We start from the raw sequence: 22,909 nt of genomic DNA, 5'->3' as shown, positions 1-22,909 counted from the left end.
AAAAGGCAATTTAACTAATGAAATAAAATAGATAAGTATGTAGAGTAGACTGCAATATCAAATAGCGGATCCGTAAATACGAACTTTGATACAAATCAGTGCATTTTTATTTTTATTTTAAGGGAGGTATTGTCGTAATGACATACAAAAATGAACAAAATACAAACATATTGTACAAAGGGAATAAAATTAACCCCAATCGTGTCAGTGATCCAGAAGTGATGCCTTTATATTTGTCAACAGCTCACAATGTGGCAGATTTAGATGATCTGCAAAATACTTATGATCGAAAAGGTTATGCGTATACGAGGTCCCATAATGCGAATCGTGATGGGATTGCAGAACTTATGACCTACTTGGAGCAATCAGAAAATAGTGTCATCACGAACACAGGTATGTCTGCTATATCAACAACACTCTTAGCACTTTTGACATCAGGTGATCACGTTGTGGCTGATAAAACGCTGTATGGTGAATCAATTGATTTTCTTAAGACACTAAGTAAATACGGAATTTTAGTTGACTTTGTTGACATTACAAACCTAGATGAGGTTGCTTCGGTTATAAATGCGAACACTCGAATTCTTTATACAGAAACAGTTAGCAATCCCATGATGACAGTTGCAAATATTAAGGCAATTGCAGATTTAGCGCATAGCCACCAAAGTTATCTTATTGTTGACAACACCTTTATGACGCCAGTTTTATTTCACGCACTAACTGATGGTGCAGATGTTGTGATTAATAGTTTAACTAAATTTGCAAATGGCCATGGTGATGTAACCTTAGGATCAATTAGCGCTAAGGCTGAGATAATAGAAAAAATTTATAACCTTCAGGTGCTACTGGGTACGACAGGGGATCCTTTTGATTCATGGTTAGCAACACGTGGTATCAGAACCTTAGACTTACGTGTTAAAAAACAATCAAGTAATGCTTTGTCATTAGCAACATTTTTGGAAAACCATCAGCTAATTAGCAAGGTTTATTACGCTGGTTTAAAGAGCCATCCACAACATGACTTAGCGGAAGCGCAATTTTCTAACCAATATGGGGGCATGTTGAGTTTTGAATTAAAAGGCGATCGTCAAACAATTAATAAGTTTTTACAGGAGCTAAACTTGACGAAGTATGCCATGACCCTTGGAGGCATACGAACAACAATATCACATCCAGTCTCTTCATCTCATTATGATACGCCAGAAGAAGAGAAAGCAAAGATTGGTATTACTGACCAACTACTGCGTGTTAGTGTCGGTATTGAGGATGAAGCAGACTTAATTCATGACTTTGAGTATGCATTATCTCAGATAGAGTTAGAGGAAGGTGAATAAACATGGTAGCTCCACGTCAAAAAAAGTCACACAATAATATTGTGTATATTGTCTTAGGTGTCGTTATTGTAGGGATTGTCATAGGCACAACAAAATTGGTGGGACATTCAGCAACCACCAAAAGTAAATCAGAAAAGAAAATATCAGTATTAACGTATGCTAACTGGAACCCGTTTGAATACATAAAAAATGGTAAGGTTGTTGGGTTTGATTTAGATATCTTAAAATCTTTGTCTAAAGAAGCGGGCTATCAGTATACGATTAAGAATACTGGTTGGGACTCGATGTTTACACAATTAAATTCTGGTTCAGCTGATGCAGCTATTTCTGGTATTACAATTACAAAAGATCGTCAAAAAACATATTCGTTTTCAAAGCCTTACTTTGTTTCTCGACAGGCAATCATTGTTAAGAAAACTGACACAGTAATTAAAAATGCAACTGATCTGAAGAATAAAAAAGTTGCTGTTCAGCTAGGTTCAACCGGAGAGGAAGCTGCTGAATCAATCCTTGGCAAGAATAGTTCAAATATTAGCAAAGACAAAGGCGGCACAACATTTTTACAGGTTGTTCATGGGCAAGCAGACGCTGCAATTGGTGACGAAACCACTGTTAAAAAGTATGTGGCAAGTAATCCCTCATACAAATTAAAAGTTATTTATGACGATAAAAACTTTGAACCAGAATATTTTGGTTTGATGTTTACTAAAAATTCAAAATACCGTTCAACATATAACGCTGCTTTGAAAAAAATAATTGACAATGGCGAATATACAAAAATTTATGAAAAGTGGTTTGGTAGTAAGCCATCACTTGATGTCATAAAGTCACAGCAATGAGGAGATGATCTATGAGTTTTAGTTATGAAATGATTTTAGATTACGCCCCATTTTTCATGCATGGTTTACTATACACTTTGCTGTTTTCCCTTTGTGGGGTAGTTTTTGGAACGATATTTGGACTGATTATTGCACTTGGCCGTATGTCGAAAAACCCCGTTATTTCTGGAATATTTAAAACCTATATTGGTTTGTTTCGTGGCACACCATTGTTTGTACAAATTTTGATTACCAACTTTGGTGTCGTACCGGCAATTTTTGGACATTCCAATCCATATATAGCCGGTGCCCTGTCCTTGTCCCTGAATGCAGCGGCCTACATTGCTGAAACATTTCGTTCAGGTATTCAATCCATTTCTGAAGGGCAACGTGAGGCGGCTAGAACATTGGGTTTGTCTCAATTTGATACGATGCGTTTTATCATAGTGCCGCAAGCCATAAAGATAGTGATACCGGCATTAGGAAACGAATTTATTAGTTTAATCAAAGATTCATCTTTGGTATCAGCAATATCCGCACCAGAAATTACGTATTGGGCTCAAGCTATGAATGCACAATACTATGTTGTTTGGACGCCATATCTCACAGTTGCCGTACTGTATTTGATTTTGACCTTGTCAGCAAGTCGACTAATGAAACTATGGGAAAGGAAAATGGCGCAAAATGATTAAAGTAGAACACATTTCAAAACAATTTGGTACCAATGATGTTTTAAAAGATATTAACTTAGAAGTGCCAGAAAATGAAGTCGTTGTTATCATTGGACCATCAGGGTCTGGTAAATCAACATTGCTGCGACTCATCAATCACTTAGATGTTGCAACAAGCGGGTATATCCATGTTGATGGTGAAGATATAACAGATGAGAATAACGATATTTCTAGTATTCAAGCCAAGATGGGAATGGTTTTTCAACATTTTAATTTGTTCCCAAATTTAACCGTGTTAGAAAACATAACATTAGCGCCTAAGCGCGTGAAGCGCTTGAGTGTTGATGAGGCCAATGAAGAGGCCAAAAAACTGTTGGCATTAGTCGGCTTATCTGACAAAGTGAATGCTTATCCTAAATCTTTGTCTGGTGGGCAGCAGCAACGTGTAGGAATAGCGAGATCGCTTGCGATGCATCCTAAATACTTATTGTTTGACGAGCAAACTTCGGCCTTAGATCCAGAAATGGTTGATGATGTTCTTGAAGTAATGAAGGATTTAGCTAAGCAGGGCATGACCATGATCGTAGTGACCCATGAAATGGGCTTTGCCAGAGAAATAGCTAATAAGGTTATTTTTATGGCCGATGGTGTGGTCGTTGAAGAAGGATCTCCAAATGCGATATTTGGCGCACCACAGCATGTCAGAACAAAGGAATTTTTGGGAAAAGTATTATGAAAAATTGAGGAACTATATATGTCAGAAAAACGCATACACATTGTAGGTGATTTACACGAAGTTGCTATTCAAAAATTTACCAGTGCAGGATATGATGTATCGCATAGCCCGAATTATGATGAAAAAAAATTATTGTCCTTAGCTTCTGATGCAGCGGTCATTATTATGACTGATATGGCATTTGACAAGAATTGGTTTGATGCCTTGCCAAATCTAAAATTAATCGCCCGTCGTGGTGTAGGATATGATAACATTCCGGTGGAATCAGCTACCAAACACGGTGTGTGGGTGACAAATACACCCGGTGCAAATGCTATTGCTGTTGCGGAACTGGCTGTTACTTTGATATTAACAGTTTTGCGTAAGGTCAACCAAGCAACCAATAGCGTGCAAAAAGGTGAGGCATTAACATATCCAGCAAGTTTAATGGGTCATAATTTATCTGGGAAAATAATAGGACTCATCGGGTATGGTCAAATTGCGCAAAATTTAGAAAAAATATTGCATGGTTTTGGGGCGCATGTATTGGTTTATAGTCGAACAAAGCGAGAAACGCTTTATGGTCAATTTGTATCGTATGACACACTACTAGCACAATCAGATATCATATCGTTACATATTCCTGCTACACCAGAAACAAGTGGTATTTTAAATCATGAAGCGTTTTCAAAGATGAAAACGAACGCTATTCTAATTAATACAGCACGAGCTGCTTTAGTAGATGAAGAGGCGTTGGTTGAGGCAATAAATACTGGAAAAATAGCAGGTGCAGGTCTAGACACAACAAGTTATGAGACCATAAAAACAGCTAGTCCTTTATTGAATCATGATCAAATTGTGATTACACCACATATTGGTGCAAATACAGTAGAATCCGAATACTTGACTGCTGAAAAAGTAGTGGCAAGCGTTCTTGATTTTTTTAACAACCAAAAGCCGATATACAGATTAAACTAGCACAATTAGGTGATGAAAGGTACGCCATTAATGACAAAAAATATTAATAAAAATGTTCATAACACAGGACTGTCAGGTATCCGTTTGGTTTCTAATTTTATAAAAAAGCCGGTAAACGAGGTCATTCAACTGACAGTTGGTGAAATTGATTTACCAACACCATTTGCTACCAAGCAAGCTGGCATTAAAGCGATTGAGCAAGATCACACAAAATATACTGATAATATGGGTATATTAGCACTTAGAAGAATCATCACTGAGTACGCGCAAGAATTTTACAGTGAACCTTATAATCCTGTTACAGAGGTACTAGTGACAGTTGGTGCAAGTGAAGGCATTGACCTAGCAATCCGAGCATTAGTGAATCCTGGTGATGAAGTCATCCTTGTTTCACCTGGTTATACTGCTTATACGCAAGCCGTTACTTTAGCAGGGGGTGTTCCAGTAGTTGTTGATACACGATCGAGTAATTTTAGGCTATTACCAAATCAATTAGAGGAGGTCATTAGTGAGAAAAGTAAATTAGTTATACTCAATTATCCGAATAATCCGAGTGGCGTTGTTTTATCTTCTCAAGAGTTAGTAGAATTAGCTAATGTCATCAAGAGACATGATTTATATGTGTTGACAGATGATGTGTATAATCGTTTAGTTTACGATCAAGATTTCGCACCATCTATTGCAAGTGTGCCCGATATGAAGGAAAGAACCTTAGTATTAAACGGTTTATCTAAATCGCACAGTATGACGGGTTGGCGCATTGGTTATTTATTAGGGCCAGAATGTTTAATTCATGAATTATATAAAATCCATCAAACCGATGTTGGCTGTGCCTCAAGTATCTCTCAAGAAGCTGCAATGACAGCTTTAACAGTGGATCGCGATAACCCGTCTGAGATCGTGCCCATATTTAGAGAAAGGCGAGACTATGTTCTGAAACGATTGGATGAAATTGGTATTAGCTATATTAAACCAGAGGGAACATTTTATGTCTTTGCAAATATTGAAAAGTTTGGCATGACTTCATTAGACTTCGTGAAGTTTCTAATAGAGACAGTGGATTTGGCTGTTGTTCATGGCTCCGCTTTTACTGAATTTGGTGAAGGATTTATTCGAATTTCCTATGCAATGGATTTATCAATTCTAAAAGAAGCTTTGGACAGGTTTCAAGCTGCCGTGGCTAAATTAAACAATCAAAAAAGCCTCAGCTAAGAGGTGGAAGTGTGGGGCAAATCAAAAGTGAACAAAGAATTAGAAATTTCAAGATAGCATGGATAGGAACATTTATGGCGGGCATGGCATTTAGTGAAGCCATGCCTTTTTTGGCTCTTTATATCATGCAAATTAGTCATTTTAATCAGGCACAAGTTAGTTTTTATGCCGGTATTTCATATGCGGCTTCGTATTTAGTAGTGATATTAGTCTCACCAATTTGGGGTAAAATTGCAGACCAACACGGGCGAAAACCAATGCTGCTTCGCACAGCGGCGGGGATGGGGATTGTAATCATCTTATTGAGTTGTGTGACGAATATTTGGCAGATTATTATTCTCCGTCTTTGTCAAGGGCTTTTTGATGGTTATACACCCAGTGTAATTGCCTTAATTGCTGCTGAAACGCCACTTGAGGAGCGATCCGTAGTGATTAGTAAATTGTCCACCGGATATATTATTGGTGGGTTAATGGGCCCGCTAATTGGCGGCGTACTCGCTACAATATTTAGCATTAGAATGACTTTTTTTATTACGGGTATAATTTTGTTATGCGTAGCTTTCATCAGTTTTTATGGTATTCAGGAAAACTTTCAGAAAATCAATACAAGTCCGACCGAAAAGTTAGTCTCATCTAAAAAGGAAAGCGTTTGGACTGTGCCAATCTTAATATTGCTCAGTGCTACCATGCTAATTCAGTTTGTAGAGAGTGCCATAATTCCTTATGTTAGTTTGATGATTAAAGATTTGTTATTTTCAGAGCATTATTTGACTATCATGACGGGTATTGTTTCTGCTTTGCCAGGTGTCGCAACAGCTGTATTTGCAACCTTTGTTGGTAAAATGAGTAGCCATTTTGGTACTTTAAAAATACTTAAATTGTGTGAACTTGCAGCAATAATAATTTATGCTTTGCTTGGTATGACCACCAGTTTAATGTTTTTTGCAGGACTAAGATTTTTAATTGGAATTGCTAACGCTGGTATGACGCCAATGATACAAGTATTATTGTCAAAAGCTAGTAATCGATTGAGTACGGTTTTTAGTATGAGTTTATCGGCACAATCACTTGGTAGTTTAGCTGGATCTATTCTTGGTGCATACCTGAGTCAATTTATGCCGTTGAATAATCTATTTTACATTGCTAGTGGTGCCTTAATGATCAGTTACGTATTATTGAAGAAAGGAGAACTGGACAATTCAACGGCTCCTACATAAAAAAATTGGTATAAAAAAACGATCTAAGCAATTAGATCGTTTTTCTTTGCACAATCATTGACAATAAATGATTCAGCAGTTATTTTGATGAAGAACTTGAAGAACTTGAAGAAGAAATACCAGCCGTTAGATAGGTATTCAAAGCAGTTTTCAAGTCGCTGTCTTTAACACTAACATTGTTTTTACGCAAAATCTTTCCGACAATGGCTTGTATTTCACTGGTGTTGCTTGAATCATTAATGAAGTCAGTCACTATCTGAGTTGATAAGGTACTACGCAAACTGCTCATTGAAGGTTTTGTTGTTTTCTTATTCAATTTAATGACATAGTAACTGCCACTTGTACCAGTTACAGGTTCCGTTGAGTAGTCGCCAACTTTATCGAGCTTGAATGCTGCAGTTTGCACGGCTGAGTCGATGCTTGTATTTGTTGAATTAAACGCTGGCATTTTACCATTTGATGATTTATAAGTACTATCTGTAGAATACTTTTTGTACACTGTATTCCAGTTATCACCGTTCTTCAATGCAGCAATTGCTTCTTTAGCCTTAGCTTCATTCTTGGCTGTAATCATCGAAATCGTCGTGTCTGAGTGGTAGTTTGTATAAGCAGTTTTCAGTTGCTTATCGGTTACCTTATAGTTAGCCTTGATGGCAGCGTTGATGATCAGATTATTTTTGATATTCTTTTTAAATTGGGCATCAGTTGTGTTGTTTGATGCCAAAACAGTCTTGAACGATGAACCATACTGTGCCTTTTGTGCGTCGTAGGCGTTTTGTACATCTGTGTCAGAAACTTGGTCGCCATATTCGGCCCCTAGGACCTTATTAATAACCATATTAGCAAATTCTTGCTGACCAGCTGATGATGTTTTGATATCTTCGTAAAATTGCTTTTCAGTAATTTTACCAACTTTTGAAGTCATTAATGTTTTTGACGAGTTAAAACCAAGAAAGACCAGTCCGCCGACAAAAACAACGACGAGAAGCCCCCAAATAAATTTTCGCATGTGATAATACTTTCCTTTTCTAGATACAATACTAAGTATTTTACCATAAATGAATCTAATGCGCTTTAAACTTAGATAATTCAGTATTTAAATGCTCAGTAGCTTCATTAATACGTGAAATATGTGGTTGATTTTTGAAATTCATTTTTTCGATGTCTGACTGAATGTCCTCAGAAACACTCTGTATCTCTTTTAATTGTTCTGTTAATTCATGCTGTTGTAACTGGAGTTGTTTGAGCAAAGATGTTATTTCTTTTATATTCGTGATGAGATTTTTGAATTGATCAAATAATTTCATATTATTTCTCCCAAACATCGTTACGTCGGATGTTTTAAAATTGCGAAGCAATACTATCAGCAATGGCTTGGTACTGTTCTGCTGAAAAATGAGCACTGTTATCAATAGTTGGTGCTAACACGCTATTTAGATTATCATCATCATAACGAGGAATTAGGTGCCAGTGAGAATGGATAACGGTTTGACCAGCAGAAGGACCATTGTTTGATTGGACATTTAGACCTGTAATCTTGTCGTCACTGGCTTTTATGGCGCGCGCAATGACAGGCAACTTCAACAAAACTTTTTTGGCGGTTTCGTCATCGTAGTCAAAAATATTATCAACGTTTTTCTTTGGTACAACGAGTGTATGCCCAGGGGTTACTTGTGAGATATCCAAAAAAGCGAGAACATCTTCATCTTCATAAACTTTATAACTTGGTATTTCACCTGCAATAATTTTGTCAAAAATATCCAATGTAATAATCTCCGTTTCTACTTGTTATCTTTCATTATAACAAATAAGGTTATATAACAAAAATAAAGTGTTATTTTTAGTAAACAAATTGAAAAGAGACGGTCATTATCTATATTTATAGATTTCATACAAATATCATGTAATGCTTGCTATAATAAATGTATGGGATTAAAAATTAACAATATATCTGGCGGGTACGCAGGCAATAATATATTGAAAAACATTTCTTTTGACGTGCCTAATGGTGAAATCGTTGCCTTAATTGGTCTAAATGGTGCTGGAAAATCAACGACGGTTAATCACATCATCGGAGAACTACAGCCTCAGATGGGATCAATAGTTCTTAATGATACTAATATAGTATCAGAGCCGACAGCTTTTAAATCACAACTTGCATATATTCCCGAACAACCAATATTGTATGACGAATTGACGTTGGGTGAACATTTACATTTGATGCTAGCGGCGCATGAAAAAGACGATGATAATACTTGGGAACGTGTTGTGTCATTATTAACCATGTTTAGATTAGAGGATAAGTTAAACTGGCTACCAATCCATTTTTCGAAAGGGATGAGACAAAAAGTAATGCTTGTGTCTGCATTTATGTTGAACGCCCCATTGCTAATTGTTGATGAGCCTTTTTTGGGCTTAGATACATTAGCGCAAAGGGATGTTGTATCTTTGATGAAAGAACAAGCAAAACTTGGAAATAGTATTTTGATGACAACTCATTTATTAGCTTCAGCGGCAACATTTGTGGACAGGTTCGTTGTTCTACATGATGGTAAAGTACGTTTTGTGGGCACACCTTCCGCTTTAGCAGAAGAAAATCAGTTAACAGTTGATCATCTTGATGATTTGTTTGATTTAATGCAAAAGGAGTTAGCTAATGAAGGCTAGCGATTTATTTTGGCGGCGCTTTCGAGACGAACAGCGGACAAGTGCTAAATATCTGCGATTATTATTTAATGATCATTTTGTGATTTTTTTGATTATTGCTTTGGGTGGTATTGTGCTTGCTTATCGCGAACTGCTCAGTACGCCGCAGTCGATGATGTTTTGGCGCTCTAATTGGTGGCAAGTAATCATCATTACGTGGTTACTGATAGGGCTACAGATAGGTGATTTAATTACGTACTTCAAGCCAGCAGATAGGCTTTACTTATTAGGAAACGACTCGGAAATTATCAAGAAATATTTGACGCGTTCTGTAAATTTGAGTATTCTATATGCCAGCGTATGGCAAGCTGTTTTTGTCGGTGCTATCATACCAATTCTATTGCGAATTTATGTCAGTGGTTTATTACGAATTGGTTCGTTGCTGATTTTTGCAATTAGTTATAAGTTGCTTCTATTGCTATTTGAACGAGATAAGTTATTCTTGAAGCAACGCGTGCAAACGATTACGATATTTGAAGCAAATTCAACAGCTGAGGGGCTTCTCTTCCGTGTTTTATTGCCTAGCATTTTCTTAGAATTTATCCTTATATTGACCCAGACGCAAGTATATATTTTGATGAGTGCTTGGTTGGTATTGATGGCAGTAACGGCTTACTATTTTCATATCAGCAATCATAAGGCAAACTCATTCGCAATCAACTGGGCCATCGCAACACAACAAGCACAACAACAAAAGCAAAGAGTATTGCACTTTTTTGCACTTTTTGCTGAAATCCCCAATCAACCTAAATCAATTAAAAGACGACGTTACCTAGATTTTTGTCTGCAACGTTTAATAAAGAACAAACCAGCAATGTTGCGATTATATTGGACACGTTTAGCGCGAGACACGGAAATATTGCCTTTGGTTCTTAGATTAATAATTGTGGGGATGATTATCGTAGGTGTGTTGCAGACTGCACCCGATTGGCTTGTTGCTGTAGTTGGTGCATTGACAGTATATCTTGTTAATTTTCAGTTATTGCCACTATTTTCAGATACGCAAAAGAAAATTTGGACGCGTTTGATGCCAATCACCAATTCTCAGAAACAGAGCGCATTTATTCAGGTGCATAGATTGGTGAACTACATTGTTTGCACGTTGTTGATTGTTACGGTAGCCGTGACAAGTGGCTCTTTACAACGGATACTGTTATTATTTGTATTGTTGATTGTAGTTACTATTGCGCTACAAAAAAGTTATATTCCATACATGATTAAAAAAATGAAAAAGTAACGGAGAGATTTTATGCATTTACGCTCAAAACCTTGGGCTAGCGATTGGCTGGCTGAGCATTCAGATATAGTGATTGATCAAGATCGTGCAACAGCACAAATTGGACAGTGGCAATCATTATTTGACCAAGAACAACCAATACATTTGGAGATTGGTTCTGGTAAGGGTCAGTTTATTCTTGGCATGGCCTTGGCACATCCGGAAATTAATTATATTGGCATGGAAATTCAAGAGACGGCGATTGCCATTGCAGCACGTAAGAGCTTTGATCAGGTCGGAACATTGCCAAACTTGCGTTATATTTATGGTAACGGTAATGGTGTTGAGACTTATTTTGAAAAAGGCGAAGTTAGCAAAGTTTACTTGAACTTTTCTGATCCTTGGCCAAAAAAGCGTCATGAATCCCGTCGATTAACGTATAAGTCATTCTTGAAATCTTATGAAGCAGTTTTGCCAGAACATGGCGAAGTTGAATTCAAAACAGATAATCGTCATTTATTTGAGTATTCAATGGTTAGTTTTATGGACTATGGCATGCGATGGACACCAGAAGATTACACGCTGGACTTGCATGCTGATGAAGACAAGGTACAGGGTAACGTTGAGACCGAGTATGAACAAAAGTTTATGGCTAAGGGTCAACCAATTTATAAGATTAAGGCTCATTTTTAGAGCGACAAGGGTTACAGAGTATTATATAAACAAAAAATATGAACTTCACCTCGAAAATTGAATGTGAAGTTTAAGTGGCTAACTGGTTGGCAAGATTTCGGTATTGAACCGGAATGCTTCCGGCCAGTTTTTTTATCCGCTCATTATTGTAGTAATAGACATCGGTTTCTTTATTGATGATCGAGTTAGAATTAACTTCTGAGTTGGAAGAGTATTACTTAATAGTTGTGAAATGTTTGTTGTACCAGGGTTAATTGAGCACTCAAGTGTTTTTTATTTTTAAATCAAGCAAAAAACACCATCAATTAAGATGATGTTTCATTATTTATTTGCCTGATATTCCGTCTATAAAGCCGTGAATGAAGTCAGGTACTGCAGTTAATAATGTTATTATGAATGCGGCAATAATTGCTGTAAGAAAAATAGACACCCATATTTTTTGTGTTTTTGAGCGTATTTCATATGCTGGCCTTAAGGTGAGAAATGAACCAACGCCGCTTACAAACATGATAAGAACTAGTATTTCAGTAATAATATTTAACATGTTTCCCCCTATTTGATTTATTAAAAGTATATCACTAAAACAATGAATGGAAAATCAAATAACTACCTATAAGAAACTAAGCAAAATAATTATTGCCAAGCATATTAAAATTGTATATAATCATTATGTAAGCGTTACCAAAAAATGTTTACAAGAATGATATTCATCCATAAATGTATATCAATAAGCTTGGTAAGCCGAGAATTACTGAGTTTGCAAGGCTTTTTCTTGAGTGAGGATTAAGCCTTGTTTTTTGTTACCAAAAGCCTGCAACCAGAAAGATTCGCTAAGGTTTTTTCATAAGCAAGGCGATTTATAAAGACTACTACATTTCCAATTATTTGTATTGTACAAATATTTTAGTGACAAGACAGGCTTAGTGTGCTAATATTTAGCTCGTGGTGATCCAAATGCACTATGTAATTTCCTGAAACTTGATTAATATACAAAATCATAACACCGTTGTTTGGATCACTTAAAAGTATCTTCGGATGCTTTTTTTGCTGTCTATTGGAGGGCGCTATACTATGACGACTTTAACAACAAGTGAAATGGGACCACTTGCTGATTGGGTGGTTTAGGGGCGATAATTGCTATTTTTGTGGGTTCCTTTTACCGTTCTCATGATAAAAAAATTCAGATTGAGATAAAGGGATATTTGTATCATTTCAAAAAAGATATCAAACGTCCTGTTCCACAAAACAAAGATCATCGGTCCAAGGAAAATTACGAAAATACATATTTTAAAATCAATGTTAAAAATGTTGGTGATATTGATATGAAAATAGTTGAGGCTGGTATTACTGACAAAGAGTTTACTTATGCTGATACTTGGCAAGATCTGCGAGAAAAGAACTATGCAAAATATAGCTTTGAGCCCAACAAAGAAATTATAGGAAAAACAGCTTTGCCTCTTAATATGCCGTGGGTTGAGGAGGAGTTAGGAGTAATTATCACGGCTCAAGATGCGAAAAAACTTAAGGTCTACGCAATAGACGCGTTAGATAATATTTACTACGGCAAGTTGAAGTTTGTTAATGATATTGATGAAAAAATTAAATCCTGGCTATTTAAATGCTTAAAATGATAATTAAATTTGAATTAAATAAGTTAATTTTAATAATAAACAATTGAATTTTCTATCGATGTTTCATGATATGCTTTATGCATGGGGAAGAATTTAGTTTGAGTGAATATCTCAAATAGAACGAGTGAAACTCATTGCAAAGAATACCGGCTAGAAGACATTCTGGTCGGTATTTGTTTTGTCAATTTTGTCAAGAAAGTTAACATATTTTATATCTTTAAATGATTGATCCGATATACTAAATTTTGTAATGTTATTTAGACATTATCAAATGCCCAACCATTTGTATGTTTTATCCCGAAACTCAGGTTGGGCATTTTATTGTGTATTAAATTCTAATTAATGTATTGTCGAACGTTTAACCAGTTGTTATAAGTGTTATTGCTAGAGAAAATGTAATTAGCGTGCTAACATTTAGGTAAGATGTCCCTAGAAATTATTAAATACACTCCCAAAATGTATTGCTTCTTCCCTTCGGGGGCATCGTACATATGTGAATAGCGAAATTTTCTCATTGTCAATACTATTTAAACAAATAATAATTGGACTGAATTGGGATATCTACGTCAAGCAAAACTCGCAAAAAGTCTTTTCAACTATCAGCTAATGATTTGTGTATAAAATGGCCAGCGTGTAGCATCTGGAAAACCAAGAATTAAAATAAAATTATTTTTGAACAAACTAAATGAGATTGCCCAGCAAATATTGTTGTATTGTGCCATCAATAAAACTAAAATGTGTGTATGGTTTTCGATTTGTTATTTGCCACGAAAACCAGAACTCTAATCTTTAAACCACGTGTCTGCTCATGCCACGTGGTTTTTTTGAACATAAGATAGTCAATTGACCAGGGAAATACGTTGTTTTAGCCTTTGCATAGGCATAGAATAAAATTGTGGTTTTTAATTATCCCGAAAATCACAACTCCCAATGTTAAGAACCACGTCTAACTTCTCTAGTGGTTCTTTTTTACTGTCATTTTTTATTAGAAATGTTACAATGAACTTGTAACATCAAATAAACCTCAAGGAGAACGTATTATATGTCAGTTGAAGAAAAGTTTGATAATGCTAAGGACAAGGTTGCTGGTAAAGCAAAAGAAGTTGAAGGCAAGGTTACCGGTGATAAGCAGCGTGAAGCAGAAGGTAAGGCCCAAGGCTTGTTTGGAAAAGCTAAGGATGCCGTAACGGAAGCCAAAGATGCTGTCAAAGATAGTATTGACAATTTAAAGAACGATAAAAAATAATTAACAAATAAAAAGCGCCTAGCTTGCAGTAGTTAGGCGCTTTTTATTATGTAAAAAAACATTTTAATAATTGCAAAATGATTTAAATGTGATATCATAAAGATATGGTTAAAGAAAAAAACATGAAGTCAGGCAACATACCATTGAGAATTGATCCCAAACTACATGAGTTTTTGGCGGAACAGGCCAGCAAGGAGGGGAGGTCATTAAATAATTACATCACCCAATTACTGATGGCTAACTATCATCCAAGCAACTTTGAAGACCGTCAATTTGTGGGTCAGGTCATTTCAGGTAAAGATATTGATATTAAAAGCGGTTTGGTCAACGTTTCTGGTATCTATTATCGATATTTGATTGATAATAGTGCTGTTGCTAAAAGTGATGAAGATTACGTGATTCTCGAGGCAAACGGGAATATCTTGACATTACGACAAATCATGAAAGATTAGAGGGAGAAGTTATGCTTTTTTTTAAGATTGTTCCGCAGAACAATGCGGGTCTTGTAGAGACGTTGGGAAAATATCGTGCCCGAAGAGAGGCCGGATTACATTTTTATGTACCGTTCTTTCAAACAATTCGTAAGGTAAGTTTGGCTATGCGCCCACTACGTCTGCCTGATTACTCGGTGATTACTGCCGATAACGCTGATATTAAGGCAAGTGTTACTTTAAATTATCATGTAACTAACGCAGTTAAATATATGTACGAAAACACGGATTCAGTTGAATCTATGGCACAACTTGTGCGTGGGCACTTACGTGATATTATTGGTCGCATGGAGTTAAACGAAGCGCTTGGTTCTACTACCAAAATTAATGTCCAATTAGCGGATGCCATTGGTGATTTAACGAATACGTACGGTATCAATGTTGATCGTATCAATATTGATGAATTACGCCCTTCTGCTTCAATTCAAGAAGCAATGGATAAGCAATTAACGGCAGATCGTGAGCGAGTTGCTACAATTGCTAAGGCTGAAGGTGAAGCACGTTCAATTGAATTGACAACAAAAGCTAAAAACGATGCATTGATGGCTACTGCCAAGGCTGAAGCTGATGCTACGAAAACTCGTGCTGAAGCTGAAAAATATCGTATTGACACTGTTCAGGCTGGTTTAGCTGGTGCTGATGATAAGTATTTCCAAAACCAGTCAATCAATGCTTTCTCAACTTTGGCTGAATCATCTAGCAATTTGGTAGTTGTGAATGGTCAGGAATTAGATCAGTTGGGTCAAATACCAGTTGCTGGGAAATTACTAGAAAAAGGACTTAAATGAAACATTTACTGATGAGACAACACTTGTTTTCGTTGGGCGGAAAGTTTGATATAACTGACGACAGTGAGAACACGCGCTACACCGTTTCTGGCAGTACATTTAGTATTCCAAAGTATTTTGATATTCTAGATTTGAACAGTATACCTATTGCGCGTTTAACGCATCAAGTGTTTACTTTTTTACCAAAGTTTAAGTTAATTATTAATGAGTTTCCAGAAGAAGTTGAAATCATTAAACGCTTTTCCTTTTTAAAACCAAGATACGAAATTGAAGGACTTGGTCTAAGTGTAGAAGGTAATATCTGGGACATGAATTTTGCCATCCTGCAAGATGGACGTGAAATTAGCTCTGTTGATCAGCGCTGGTTAGCAATGACAAGCACCTATGACATTAAAATTGAGGACGAGTCTTTGGAATCTGTTGTTGTGGCGGTAGTGGTAGCAATTGATTATGTTAAAGCACAATCTCATAATTCTAGTTCTGCAAGTTCCTAGAAGAAAGCGATATTCTTAGAATATCGCTTTTTGAATCGTGTTTAAAACATTCCATGATATAATAAATGGCATGAATGATTTCTATAGAAATAAGAATATATTAGTGATTGTGACAGGTAGCATTTCGGCTTACAAGTCAGCAACATTAGTACGCGAATTTGTTAAAAGCGGTGCTCATGTTCGTGTGGGAATGACGGCTGCGGCCCAAAAATTTATTACTGTACAAACATTAGCTGTTTTATCTAAACATGATGTGTTAACTGATCTTTTTCGTGATGAGAAGGCTGCGGTTACTCATATTGAATGGGCTAAGTGGGCAGACATGATATTTGTTGTGCCGGCCACTGCTAACATTATTGGAAAAATAGCAAATGGTATCGCTGATGATGCTGTGACTGCGACGGTAATGGCATCACCTGCGGCTAAAGTTATCGCCCCAGCGATGAACGATGTTATGTTTAATAATGACGCGGTTGTTCGTAATTTGAATTTATTAAAAAGTGATGGTTGGTTTATTATTGACCCAGCGATTGGTTTCTTAGCCGAAGGTTACGAGTCGCAAGGTCGCCTACCGGAACCTGTGACAATTATAAATCAGGCAGCTATTCGTATACAGGCGCGTGGCGGTGAACTAAAAGGAAAGAAACTTGTTATTACAGCTGGCGGGACACGTGAAGCGCTTGATCCAGTGCGGTATTTAACAAATCGTTCTTCAGGAAAAATGGGCTATGCTTTGGCACAGGTAGCTGCAGAGTTAGGTGCAACGGTGGTACTTATAACCACAACAAAACGTGAAGAATTGTACGGCGTCCGAGAAATAGTTGTTACTTCTACACGTGACATGCATACAGCGGTTGTGCAAGAATTTTCTGATGCGGATGTTTTCATTAGTTCGGCAGCTGTATCTGATTATCGGCCTGCTTCACAAGCTGAAAACAAAATAAAAAAAGTAGGTCACGAGAATTTAACGATTGAATTAATTCAAAATCCTGATATATTATCAGATATTGGTCATATGAAGAAAGCCGGGCAAATTGTTGTGGGATTTGCTGCTGAAACGCAAAATGTTCTCGCGTCTGCACAAAAAAAGCTATCAAAGAAGAATGCAGATTTCTTAATTGCTAATGATGTTAGTAATGTGGATAGTGGTTTTGACTCTGATAATAATAAAGTAACGATTTTATCACGTGATAAAGACCCAGAAAAAATTGAATTGTTACCAAAAATTGACATTGCGCGGGCTATATTAGATAGAGTAGTTAAAACACTCGCATAAACATCTGTTTTATGCTAGAATAAACTGTTAAATAACGTTAAAATGGAGGCAAACATGGCAGAAGAAGTAGAAGAAAATACCTCTGGATTTAACCTTGGAGATGTTTTATTAGCACCAGCTTATGGTAACTTAGAAAAACCTTTTACAGGTCAAGTTGAAAAAATTTATGAAAACTCATTGTTGGTTGAGATTACGGAAAATGCTCCAGCTGACCAACCAGCAGTTAACGAAATGAACCATCGTGCGGTTGTTCGCATGGATGAGGTTGAAGTGATTAAACACGGCCCTGCGCCTGAAAAATCTGTAAAAGACGAAGATAAGTAAAGATGTTTTGGAACTATGATTAAGCGAGCTTGAGTTGATGGAAGTCAAGCCATAGTCAAAACGGCGCGTACTAAGAGTCCAAAGTTAATAAATTTGAGTGGCGAAAGCTATTAGAGTGGTACCGCGGGCTAGGCTCGTCTCTTTGTTGATGAAAACAAGAGGCGAGCTTATTTATTTTTAGATGAATAATGCCTAAAATACGGTATAATAAGAATATCGAATTTTTGATTATAATGTATTTTTACTAAAAATCATAATTAAAAACCAAAAGGAAAAAAAATGGTAGATAATATACAAATTGTTGAGGCACTTAACGCAGTGCTAACTGACCTTACTTTACAAGAAATTTCTGAAAAACTAGAAGCACCAAAATCATCTGACCTTGGAGATGTTGCTTTTCCAACATTTACATTAGCCAAGACATTACATAAAGCACCGCAATTAATTGCAGCAGACATCGTTGCTGCAATTGATCAAGAAGGATTTGAAAAAGTTGTTGCTACTGGGCCTTATGTTAACTTTTTCTTGGACAAAGTAGCTACGTCTAATCAAGTATTGAAGACAGTATTTGACTTGGAAGGTGCCTACGGTGACAATGTGGATGGACAGGGTGCCAAAGTCACGATTGACATGTCCAGCCCAAACATCGCCAAGCCAATGTCGATGGGACACTTACGTTCGACTGTTATCGGTAATGCACTAGCAAACATCACAGCAAAAAATGGTTATGCACCGGTTAAAATAAATCATTTAGGTGACTGGGGTACGCAATTTGGTAAACTAATATATGCTTACAAAGCATGGGGTTCTGAAGAAGAAGTCAAATCAGACCCAATTGCCACTTTGTTAAAGTACTACGTTGAGTTTCACGAAAAAGCTAAGGAAAATGACTCACTAAATGATGAAGGTCGTGCTTGGTTTAAGAAACTTGAAGATGGTGATGAAGAGGCACACCGTTTGTGGCAATGGTTCCGTGCTGAGTCGTTGAAAGAGTTTTCTGAAATATACGACCGCTTAGATATAACGTTTGATTCATTCAACGGCGAAGCATTTTATAATGATAAAATGGACAAGGTAGTTGATCTCTTAGAAGAAAAAAATCTTCTAGTTGAATCACAGGGGGCACAGATTGTTGATTTGAGCCATATCAATCCAAATCTAACACCGGCCATGATTAAGCGTTCAGATGGTGCAACTTTATATATGACTCGTGACTTAGCAGCCGCACTTTATAGAAAAGAAACATATGATTTTGCGAAATCGTTGTATGTTGTCGGTGGTGAGCAGCGAGAACATTTTGTGCAGATGAAGGCCGTCTTATCATTGATGGGCTTTGAGTGGTCTGATGACATTGAACACATTGCCTTTGGTCTAATTACGTTTAATGGCAAAAAAATGTCAACACGTAAGGGTGATGTTGTTTTACTGAAGGATGTATTAGATGATGCTCATGAATTGGCTTTGAAGCAAATTCAAGAGAAAAATCCTGATTTGGGTGATAAAGATACAGTGGCAGAAGAAGTGGGCGCCGGTGCTGTTGTGTTTCATGACTTAATGAATGATCGTACTAACAACTTTGACTTTAATTTAGAAGAAGTTGTCCGTTTTGAAGGAGATACTGGACCATACGTACAGTATACGAATGCCCGAGCAAAATCAATTTTACGCAAGACGTCGGTTCAATTGACGAGTGATGACTTGAATTTGACTGATCCAGCAACATGGGATATTATTACGACACTGAACAACTTTCCCAAGACAGTGCAACGTGCTTGGCAACAACGCGAGGCCAGTATTATTGCTAAATATGCGTTAAATTTGTCAAGAGCGTTTAACAAGTACTATGCCAACTCAAAAATATTAACAGAAGACGTTCAATTAAATGCTCGTTTGGTGTTGGTTAAATCAGTGTCTATTGTTTTGACAGAAAGTTTGAGATTATTAGGTGTCAAGGCACCTGAAGAAATGTAACTGATCTGGACAGATCAAGTGCTATTTAAGCTAACTGTTAAAGTGATGCACAAAACGGTAGTAAATGATATATTTTTAGATAACCGTGCATCATGATACAAAGGAGAAATCAATGATTTCAAAACAAGAACGGCAAAAGCTTATTTTAGATATTATCCAGGATAATATCATTGCCAGCCAAGAAGAATTGCTTGCTCAACTTATCAAGCATGGTGTTGAGACAACACAAACAACCGTATCACGTGATATTCGAGCAATGAATATTATTCGCCAAAAGAGCGACAGCGGACAGTTACGTTACCAGCAACTCAATGATACAACGAAAAATGTTCAAAATTTGGTAACGACTAACGCCGTTGATGAAGCAATCAAAGAATATGCTTCATTCGTGACTCACGTTGAGTTCTTAACGATTATTAAAACGACTGATGGTAGTGGTAACTCAGTTGCTGGCATTATCGATGACGCGAATTTACCTGAAGTTATTACGACACTAGCGGGATTTAACACAATTTACGTTACAAGTAAAAATGAAACAGATGCCGCAAAGCTAGCTGATCATTGGGCGGAATTGATAGGTTGATGAATGAAGTGGTTGAAAGCAATAAGTCAAAAAGTGTGGGATAAGTTAGGACCAATTTGGCATCGTTGGCAATTTGGTCGCTTGCTGATTATTTTATTTTTAACATTATTTTTGGTCACAAGTGCCTACTTAGCAATTTTAGCTAAAACTGCACACGTTAAAAATTTAGAAGCAACGCTCTCTCAAACGGCAACAGTTTACGATGATCAGGGTGAAAAAGCAGGCGAATTATATTCACAAAAAGGCACCTATGTCTCGTATAATAAGATTTCACAGAACATGCGAGATGCAGTTTTATCAATCGAAGACCGTAATTTTTATCATGAGTATGGCTTCTCGGTAAAAGGGATTGCACGTGCAGCTGTTTTATTGGTTAAAAACAAAATAACCGGATCTAATACTATTTCTGGTGGCGGTTCTACGTTAACACAGCAATTGGTTAAAAATGCTTATTTGTCGCAAGAACAGACATTTACCAGAAAAGCCAAAGAAATCTTTTTGTCCATGCAGGTTGAACAAGATTACACTAAAAATGAAATTTTTACGATGTACCTTAATAATGCATGGTTTGGTCATGGTGTCTGGGGCGTAGAAGATGCATCACAGAAATATTTTGGTGTTCATGCTAGTGAATTAACGACAACACAAGCGGCTACACTAGCGGGTATGTTAACTAGTCCCGCCAAATTTAATCCTATTGATTATCCAGAAGCTTCCAAGGCTCGACGTAATTTAGTTTTGACAACCATGGTTGAGAATAAAAAGATCACTTCAGCGCAGGCTAGTGCAGCCAAATCGACGACGGATACGCTAAATGATACTTATGATGATTCTGGTGATTATAATTATCCTTGGTATTTCGATTCAGTGATTAACGAAGCCATTAATACCTATGGTTTAACAGAAAACGATGTTATGAATCGTGGGTATAAAATATACACAACGTTAAACCAAAAGGATCAAACGAATTTACAAAATGATTTCGATAATTCAGCATTATTTAACTATGTTGATGACGCACAAGCAGCATCTATTGTTTTGAATGCTAAAACTGGTGGGGTATTGGCTGTAGTTGGTGGTCGTGAAACATCTCATACTTTCCGTGGCTTTAATCGTGCTAATCAATCACAATTACAACCTGGTTCAGCAATCAAACCAATGGTCGTTTATGCACCAGCTCTACAACGAGGTTATAGTATTAGTACAAAATTGCCTAACCAATCGATGAGTTTTGGGACGAACAATTATACACCAAACAATGCCATGAACGTTGAAACGGCTGATGTTCCTATGTATTCAGCTTTGGAACATTCGTATAATATTCCGGCAGTTTATTTACTTAATAAAATGGGTGTAGAGGTTGGTTATAAGAGTGGTACTAAGTTTGGCTTACCATTAACCAAAAAGGATAAGAACCTATCACTAGCACTAGGCGGATTGACCAAAGGTGTATCCCCACAACAAATGGCACAAGCATACACAGCTTTTGCCAATGGTGGTGTGATGAGTCAGGCACATTATATTACTAAAATAGTTGATGCGAGTGGCAAAGTAATTGTTAGCTCACCAAAGGCAAAACAAACACAGGTCATCAGTAGTAAGGTTGCAAATAATATGACACGTATGATGCTAGGTACCTATACGGATGGTACAGGTGTTGGATCTGCACCATCCGGTTACACTATTGCTGGTAAAACTGGTACTACTGAAAATCCTAATAGTACCAATAATGCTAGTTCGTCAAAGGATTCATGGGCAATGGCGTATACGAAAGACATTGTTCAAGCAACTTGGATGGGACTGGAAGGGAACAATACTGGTTCTTTGCCGTTAGGATTAACGTCTACAATGGGACCACTGGTTAAAACGTCTTTGGAACAAATTTTGCCAAATACGGATCAAACCGCCTTTACAGTAACAAATCCTAACACTACATCAAGTAGTACAAGTCAAAGTAGTGACTTATGGGGAACGATTCAAGATGATTTCAATAGTGGCGTTGACAAAGCTGTTGAAGGAGCGGGTCAATTGTGGAATAATGTCAAAGGATTATTTGGTAATTAATCGTTTAGATTGATTAGTGTTTCACATTAGTTATGGGTTGTGATATGATTTTAGTGACATCGAATAACGTTAAAAAAAGGAAAATAACATGACAGTAAATATTTACGATAACGCCAATGAAATGGCAAATATTTTGACAGAAACACAACAATATATTGCATGGCAAAATGCATTTAACGCAATACAAAATGACACTGATTCTAAGGCGTTGTTTGGTGAATTCCAAGAAATTCAAATGGCAGTACAACAAATGATGCAAAGTCAGCAACAACCAAAACCTGAACAAGAAAAGGAATGGGATGCTGTTGCTGCAAAAGTACAAAAAGACGAAAAAATTAATGCGCTGATGGAAGCAGAACAGGCTTTGAACACTTTGCTAACGGAATTAAATGACATCGTTACAAAACCCGTTGCCGAAGCATATTCTAAGTTGCAGAAGTAAATTAAGCTCACTATCACCGACAGTTATGCTGTTGGTGAT

General features: G+C 36.8%; 26 protein-coding genes. 21 read left to right on the top strand and 5 right to left on the bottom strand.

Going from position 1 to position 22,909, the window contains the following annotated elements; translation table 11 throughout:
* Positions 1-137 precede the first annotated feature (137 nt).
* Genes LEUM_RS06040 through LEUM_RS06010 form a run of 7 tightly spaced genes read left to right on the top strand, consistent with a single transcriptional unit; the run spans position 138 to position 6,945 of the window.
* On the top strand, positions 138-1,334 hold the full coding sequence (locus LEUM_RS06040; RefSeq protein ID WP_011679959.1) for a trans-sulfuration enzyme family protein: 1,197 nt from the start codon (positions 138-140) through the stop codon (positions 1,332-1,334).
* Between the two features lie 2 nt (positions 1,335-1,336).
* On the top strand, positions 1,337-2,173 hold the full coding sequence (locus tag LEUM_RS06035) for a basic amino acid ABC transporter substrate-binding protein (RefSeq protein WP_011679958.1): 837 nt from the start codon (positions 1,337-1,339) through the stop codon (positions 2,171-2,173).
* Positions 2,174-2,184: 11 nt separating this feature from the next.
* Entirely contained in the window at positions 2,185-2,844 is a 660-nt protein-coding gene (locus tag LEUM_RS06030) for an amino acid ABC transporter permease (protein ID WP_011679957.1), read from the top strand.
* On the top strand, positions 2,837-3,559 hold the full coding sequence (locus LEUM_RS06025; protein ID WP_011679956.1) for an amino acid ABC transporter ATP-binding protein: 723 nt from the start codon (positions 2,837-2,839) through the stop codon (positions 3,557-3,559). Before LEUM_RS06030 ends, LEUM_RS06025 begins: the two co-directional genes overlap by 8 nt.
* Positions 3,560-3,577: 18 nt before the next feature.
* A complete protein-coding gene (locus tag LEUM_RS06020; protein ID WP_011679955.1) occupies positions 3,578-4,516 on the top strand; it encodes a D-isomer specific 2-hydroxyacid dehydrogenase family protein in 939 nt (312 codons plus the stop codon).
* A gap of 30 nt (positions 4,517-4,546) precedes the next feature.
* Positions 4,547-5,728 (top strand): pyridoxal phosphate-dependent aminotransferase, encoded by a 1,182-nt coding sequence (locus tag LEUM_RS06015; RefSeq protein ID WP_025268174.1) that lies wholly within the window; start codon positions 4,547-4,549, stop codon positions 5,726-5,728.
* 11 nt (positions 5,729-5,739) lie between these two features.
* Positions 5,740-6,945 carry an MFS transporter gene (locus LEUM_RS06010; protein WP_011679953.1) on the top strand — a complete coding sequence of 402 codons (1,206 nt, stop codon included), beginning with the start codon at positions 5,740-5,742 and terminating at the stop codon, positions 6,943-6,945.
* A 79-nt stretch (positions 6,946-7,024) separates the two neighbouring features.
* Here the strand turns inward: LEUM_RS06010 and LEUM_RS06005 are convergent, their stop codons facing one another.
* From LEUM_RS06005 to LEUM_RS05995, 3 genes are read right to left on the bottom strand one after another with little or no spacing between them, the layout of a single operon-like run.
* Positions 7,025-7,954: a peptidyl-prolyl cis-trans isomerase gene (locus LEUM_RS06005; protein ID WP_011679952.1), complete on the bottom strand. Its 930-nt coding sequence runs from the start codon at positions 7,952-7,954 to the stop codon at positions 7,025-7,027.
* A 55-nt stretch (positions 7,955-8,009) separates the two neighbouring features.
* Positions 8,010-8,252: a hypothetical protein gene (locus LEUM_RS06000; RefSeq protein ID WP_010289169.1), complete on the bottom strand. Its 243-nt coding sequence runs from the start codon at positions 8,250-8,252 to the stop codon at positions 8,010-8,012.
* Between the two features lie 34 nt (positions 8,253-8,286).
* The gene (locus LEUM_RS05995; RefSeq protein ID WP_011679951.1) at positions 8,287-8,709 is read right to left on the bottom strand and encodes an HIT family protein; all 423 of its coding nucleotides are present in this window, start codon (positions 8,707-8,709) and stop codon (positions 8,287-8,289) included.
* Between the two features lie 162 nt (positions 8,710-8,871).
* Between LEUM_RS05995 and LEUM_RS05990 the strand changes: the two genes are divergently transcribed.
* The 3 genes from LEUM_RS05990 to trmB are packed head-to-tail and all read left to right on the top strand — an operon-like array spanning position 8,872 to position 11,560.
* Positions 8,872-9,612: an ABC transporter ATP-binding protein gene (locus tag LEUM_RS05990; RefSeq protein ID WP_011679950.1), complete on the top strand. Its 741-nt coding sequence runs from the start codon at positions 8,872-8,874 to the stop codon at positions 9,610-9,612.
* Positions 9,602-10,888, top strand: coding sequence for an ABC transporter permease (locus LEUM_RS05985; RefSeq protein ID WP_011679949.1), 1,287 nt, complete (start codon positions 9,602-9,604; stop codon positions 10,886-10,888). The genes LEUM_RS05990 and LEUM_RS05985 overlap by 11 nt, the downstream gene beginning before the upstream one ends.
* 12 nt (positions 10,889-10,900) lie before the next feature.
* Positions 10,901-11,560, top strand: coding sequence for a tRNA (guanosine(46)-N7)-methyltransferase TrmB (trmB, locus tag LEUM_RS05980; protein ID WP_011679948.1), 660 nt, complete (start codon positions 10,901-10,903; stop codon positions 11,558-11,560).
* A 70-nt stretch (positions 11,561-11,630) separates the two neighbouring features.
* On the opposite strand, the gene LEUM_RS10995 is transcribed toward trmB, so the two are convergent.
* Both LEUM_RS10995 and LEUM_RS05975 read right to left on the bottom strand, forming a co-directional pair.
* Positions 11,631-11,738, bottom strand: a complete 108-nt coding sequence (locus LEUM_RS10995; RefSeq protein ID WP_223316677.1) for an IS3 family transposase — start codon at positions 11,736-11,738, stop codon at positions 11,631-11,633.
* Positions 11,739-11,885: 147 nt separating this feature from the next.
* On the bottom strand, positions 11,886-12,104 hold the full coding sequence (locus tag LEUM_RS05975) for a hypothetical protein (protein WP_011679947.1): 219 nt from the start codon (positions 12,102-12,104) through the stop codon (positions 11,886-11,888).
* A 568-nt stretch (positions 12,105-12,672) separates the two neighbouring features.
* Between LEUM_RS05975 and LEUM_RS05970 the strand changes: the two genes are divergently transcribed.
* The 11 genes from LEUM_RS05970 to LEUM_RS05920 all read left to right on the top strand — a co-directional run bounded on the left by LEUM_RS05970 (position 12,673) and on the right by LEUM_RS05920 (position 22,870).
* A complete protein-coding gene (locus tag LEUM_RS05970; protein WP_010291464.1) occupies positions 12,673-13,191 on the top strand; it encodes a hypothetical protein in 519 nt (172 codons plus the stop codon).
* Between the two features lie 1,042 nt (positions 13,192-14,233).
* Complete coding sequence (locus LEUM_RS05965; protein WP_011679945.1) at positions 14,234-14,437, top strand: CsbD family protein; 204 nt, start codon at positions 14,234-14,236, stop codon at positions 14,435-14,437.
* A 104-nt stretch (positions 14,438-14,541) separates the two neighbouring features.
* A complete protein-coding gene (locus tag LEUM_RS05960) occupies positions 14,542-14,889 on the top strand; it encodes a toxin-antitoxin system HicB family antitoxin (protein WP_011679944.1) in 348 nt (115 codons plus the stop codon).
* An 11-nt stretch (positions 14,890-14,900) separates the two neighbouring features.
* Positions 14,901-15,716 carry an SPFH domain-containing protein gene (locus LEUM_RS05955; protein WP_011679943.1) on the top strand — a complete coding sequence of 272 codons (816 nt, stop codon included), beginning with the start codon at positions 14,901-14,903 and terminating at the stop codon, positions 15,714-15,716.
* A complete protein-coding gene (locus LEUM_RS05950) occupies positions 15,713-16,210 on the top strand; it encodes an LURP-one-related/scramblase family protein (RefSeq protein ID WP_011679942.1) in 498 nt (165 codons plus the stop codon). Before LEUM_RS05955 ends, LEUM_RS05950 begins: the two co-directional genes overlap by 4 nt.
* Before the next feature lie 70 nt (positions 16,211-16,280).
* Positions 16,281-17,486, top strand: coding sequence for a bifunctional phosphopantothenoylcysteine decarboxylase/phosphopantothenate--cysteine ligase CoaBC (coaBC, locus tag LEUM_RS05945; protein ID WP_011679941.1), 1,206 nt, complete (start codon positions 16,281-16,283; stop codon positions 17,484-17,486).
* 54 nt (positions 17,487-17,540) lie between these two features.
* Positions 17,541-17,810 carry a hypothetical protein gene (locus LEUM_RS05940; protein ID WP_010292892.1) on the top strand — a complete coding sequence of 90 codons (270 nt, stop codon included), beginning with the start codon at positions 17,541-17,543 and terminating at the stop codon, positions 17,808-17,810.
* A 279-nt stretch (positions 17,811-18,089) separates the two neighbouring features.
* A complete protein-coding gene (argS, locus tag LEUM_RS05935; protein ID WP_011679940.1) occupies positions 18,090-19,781 on the top strand; it encodes an arginine--tRNA ligase in 1,692 nt (563 codons plus the stop codon).
* Between the two features lie 112 nt (positions 19,782-19,893).
* Positions 19,894-20,364, top strand: a complete 471-nt coding sequence (locus LEUM_RS05930) for an arginine repressor (protein ID WP_011679939.1) — start codon at positions 19,894-19,896, stop codon at positions 20,362-20,364.
* A gap of 3 nt (positions 20,365-20,367) precedes the next feature.
* A complete protein-coding gene (locus tag LEUM_RS05925) occupies positions 20,368-22,428 on the top strand; it encodes a PBP1A family penicillin-binding protein (RefSeq protein WP_011679938.1) in 2,061 nt (686 codons plus the stop codon).
* A gap of 88 nt (positions 22,429-22,516) precedes the next feature.
* Positions 22,517-22,870, top strand: coding sequence for a YlbF family regulator (locus LEUM_RS05920; protein WP_010290990.1), 354 nt, complete (start codon positions 22,517-22,519; stop codon positions 22,868-22,870).
* Positions 22,871-22,909: the final 39 nt, after the last annotated feature.

Origin of the sequence: Leuconostoc mesenteroides subsp. mesenteroides ATCC 8293 (genome assembly GCF_000014445.1) — a bacterium.
Classification (GTDB): Bacteria; Bacillota; Bacilli; order Lactobacillales; family Lactobacillaceae; genus Leuconostoc; species Leuconostoc mesenteroides.
This window is presented reverse-complemented; position numbering and strand designations above follow the sequence as displayed.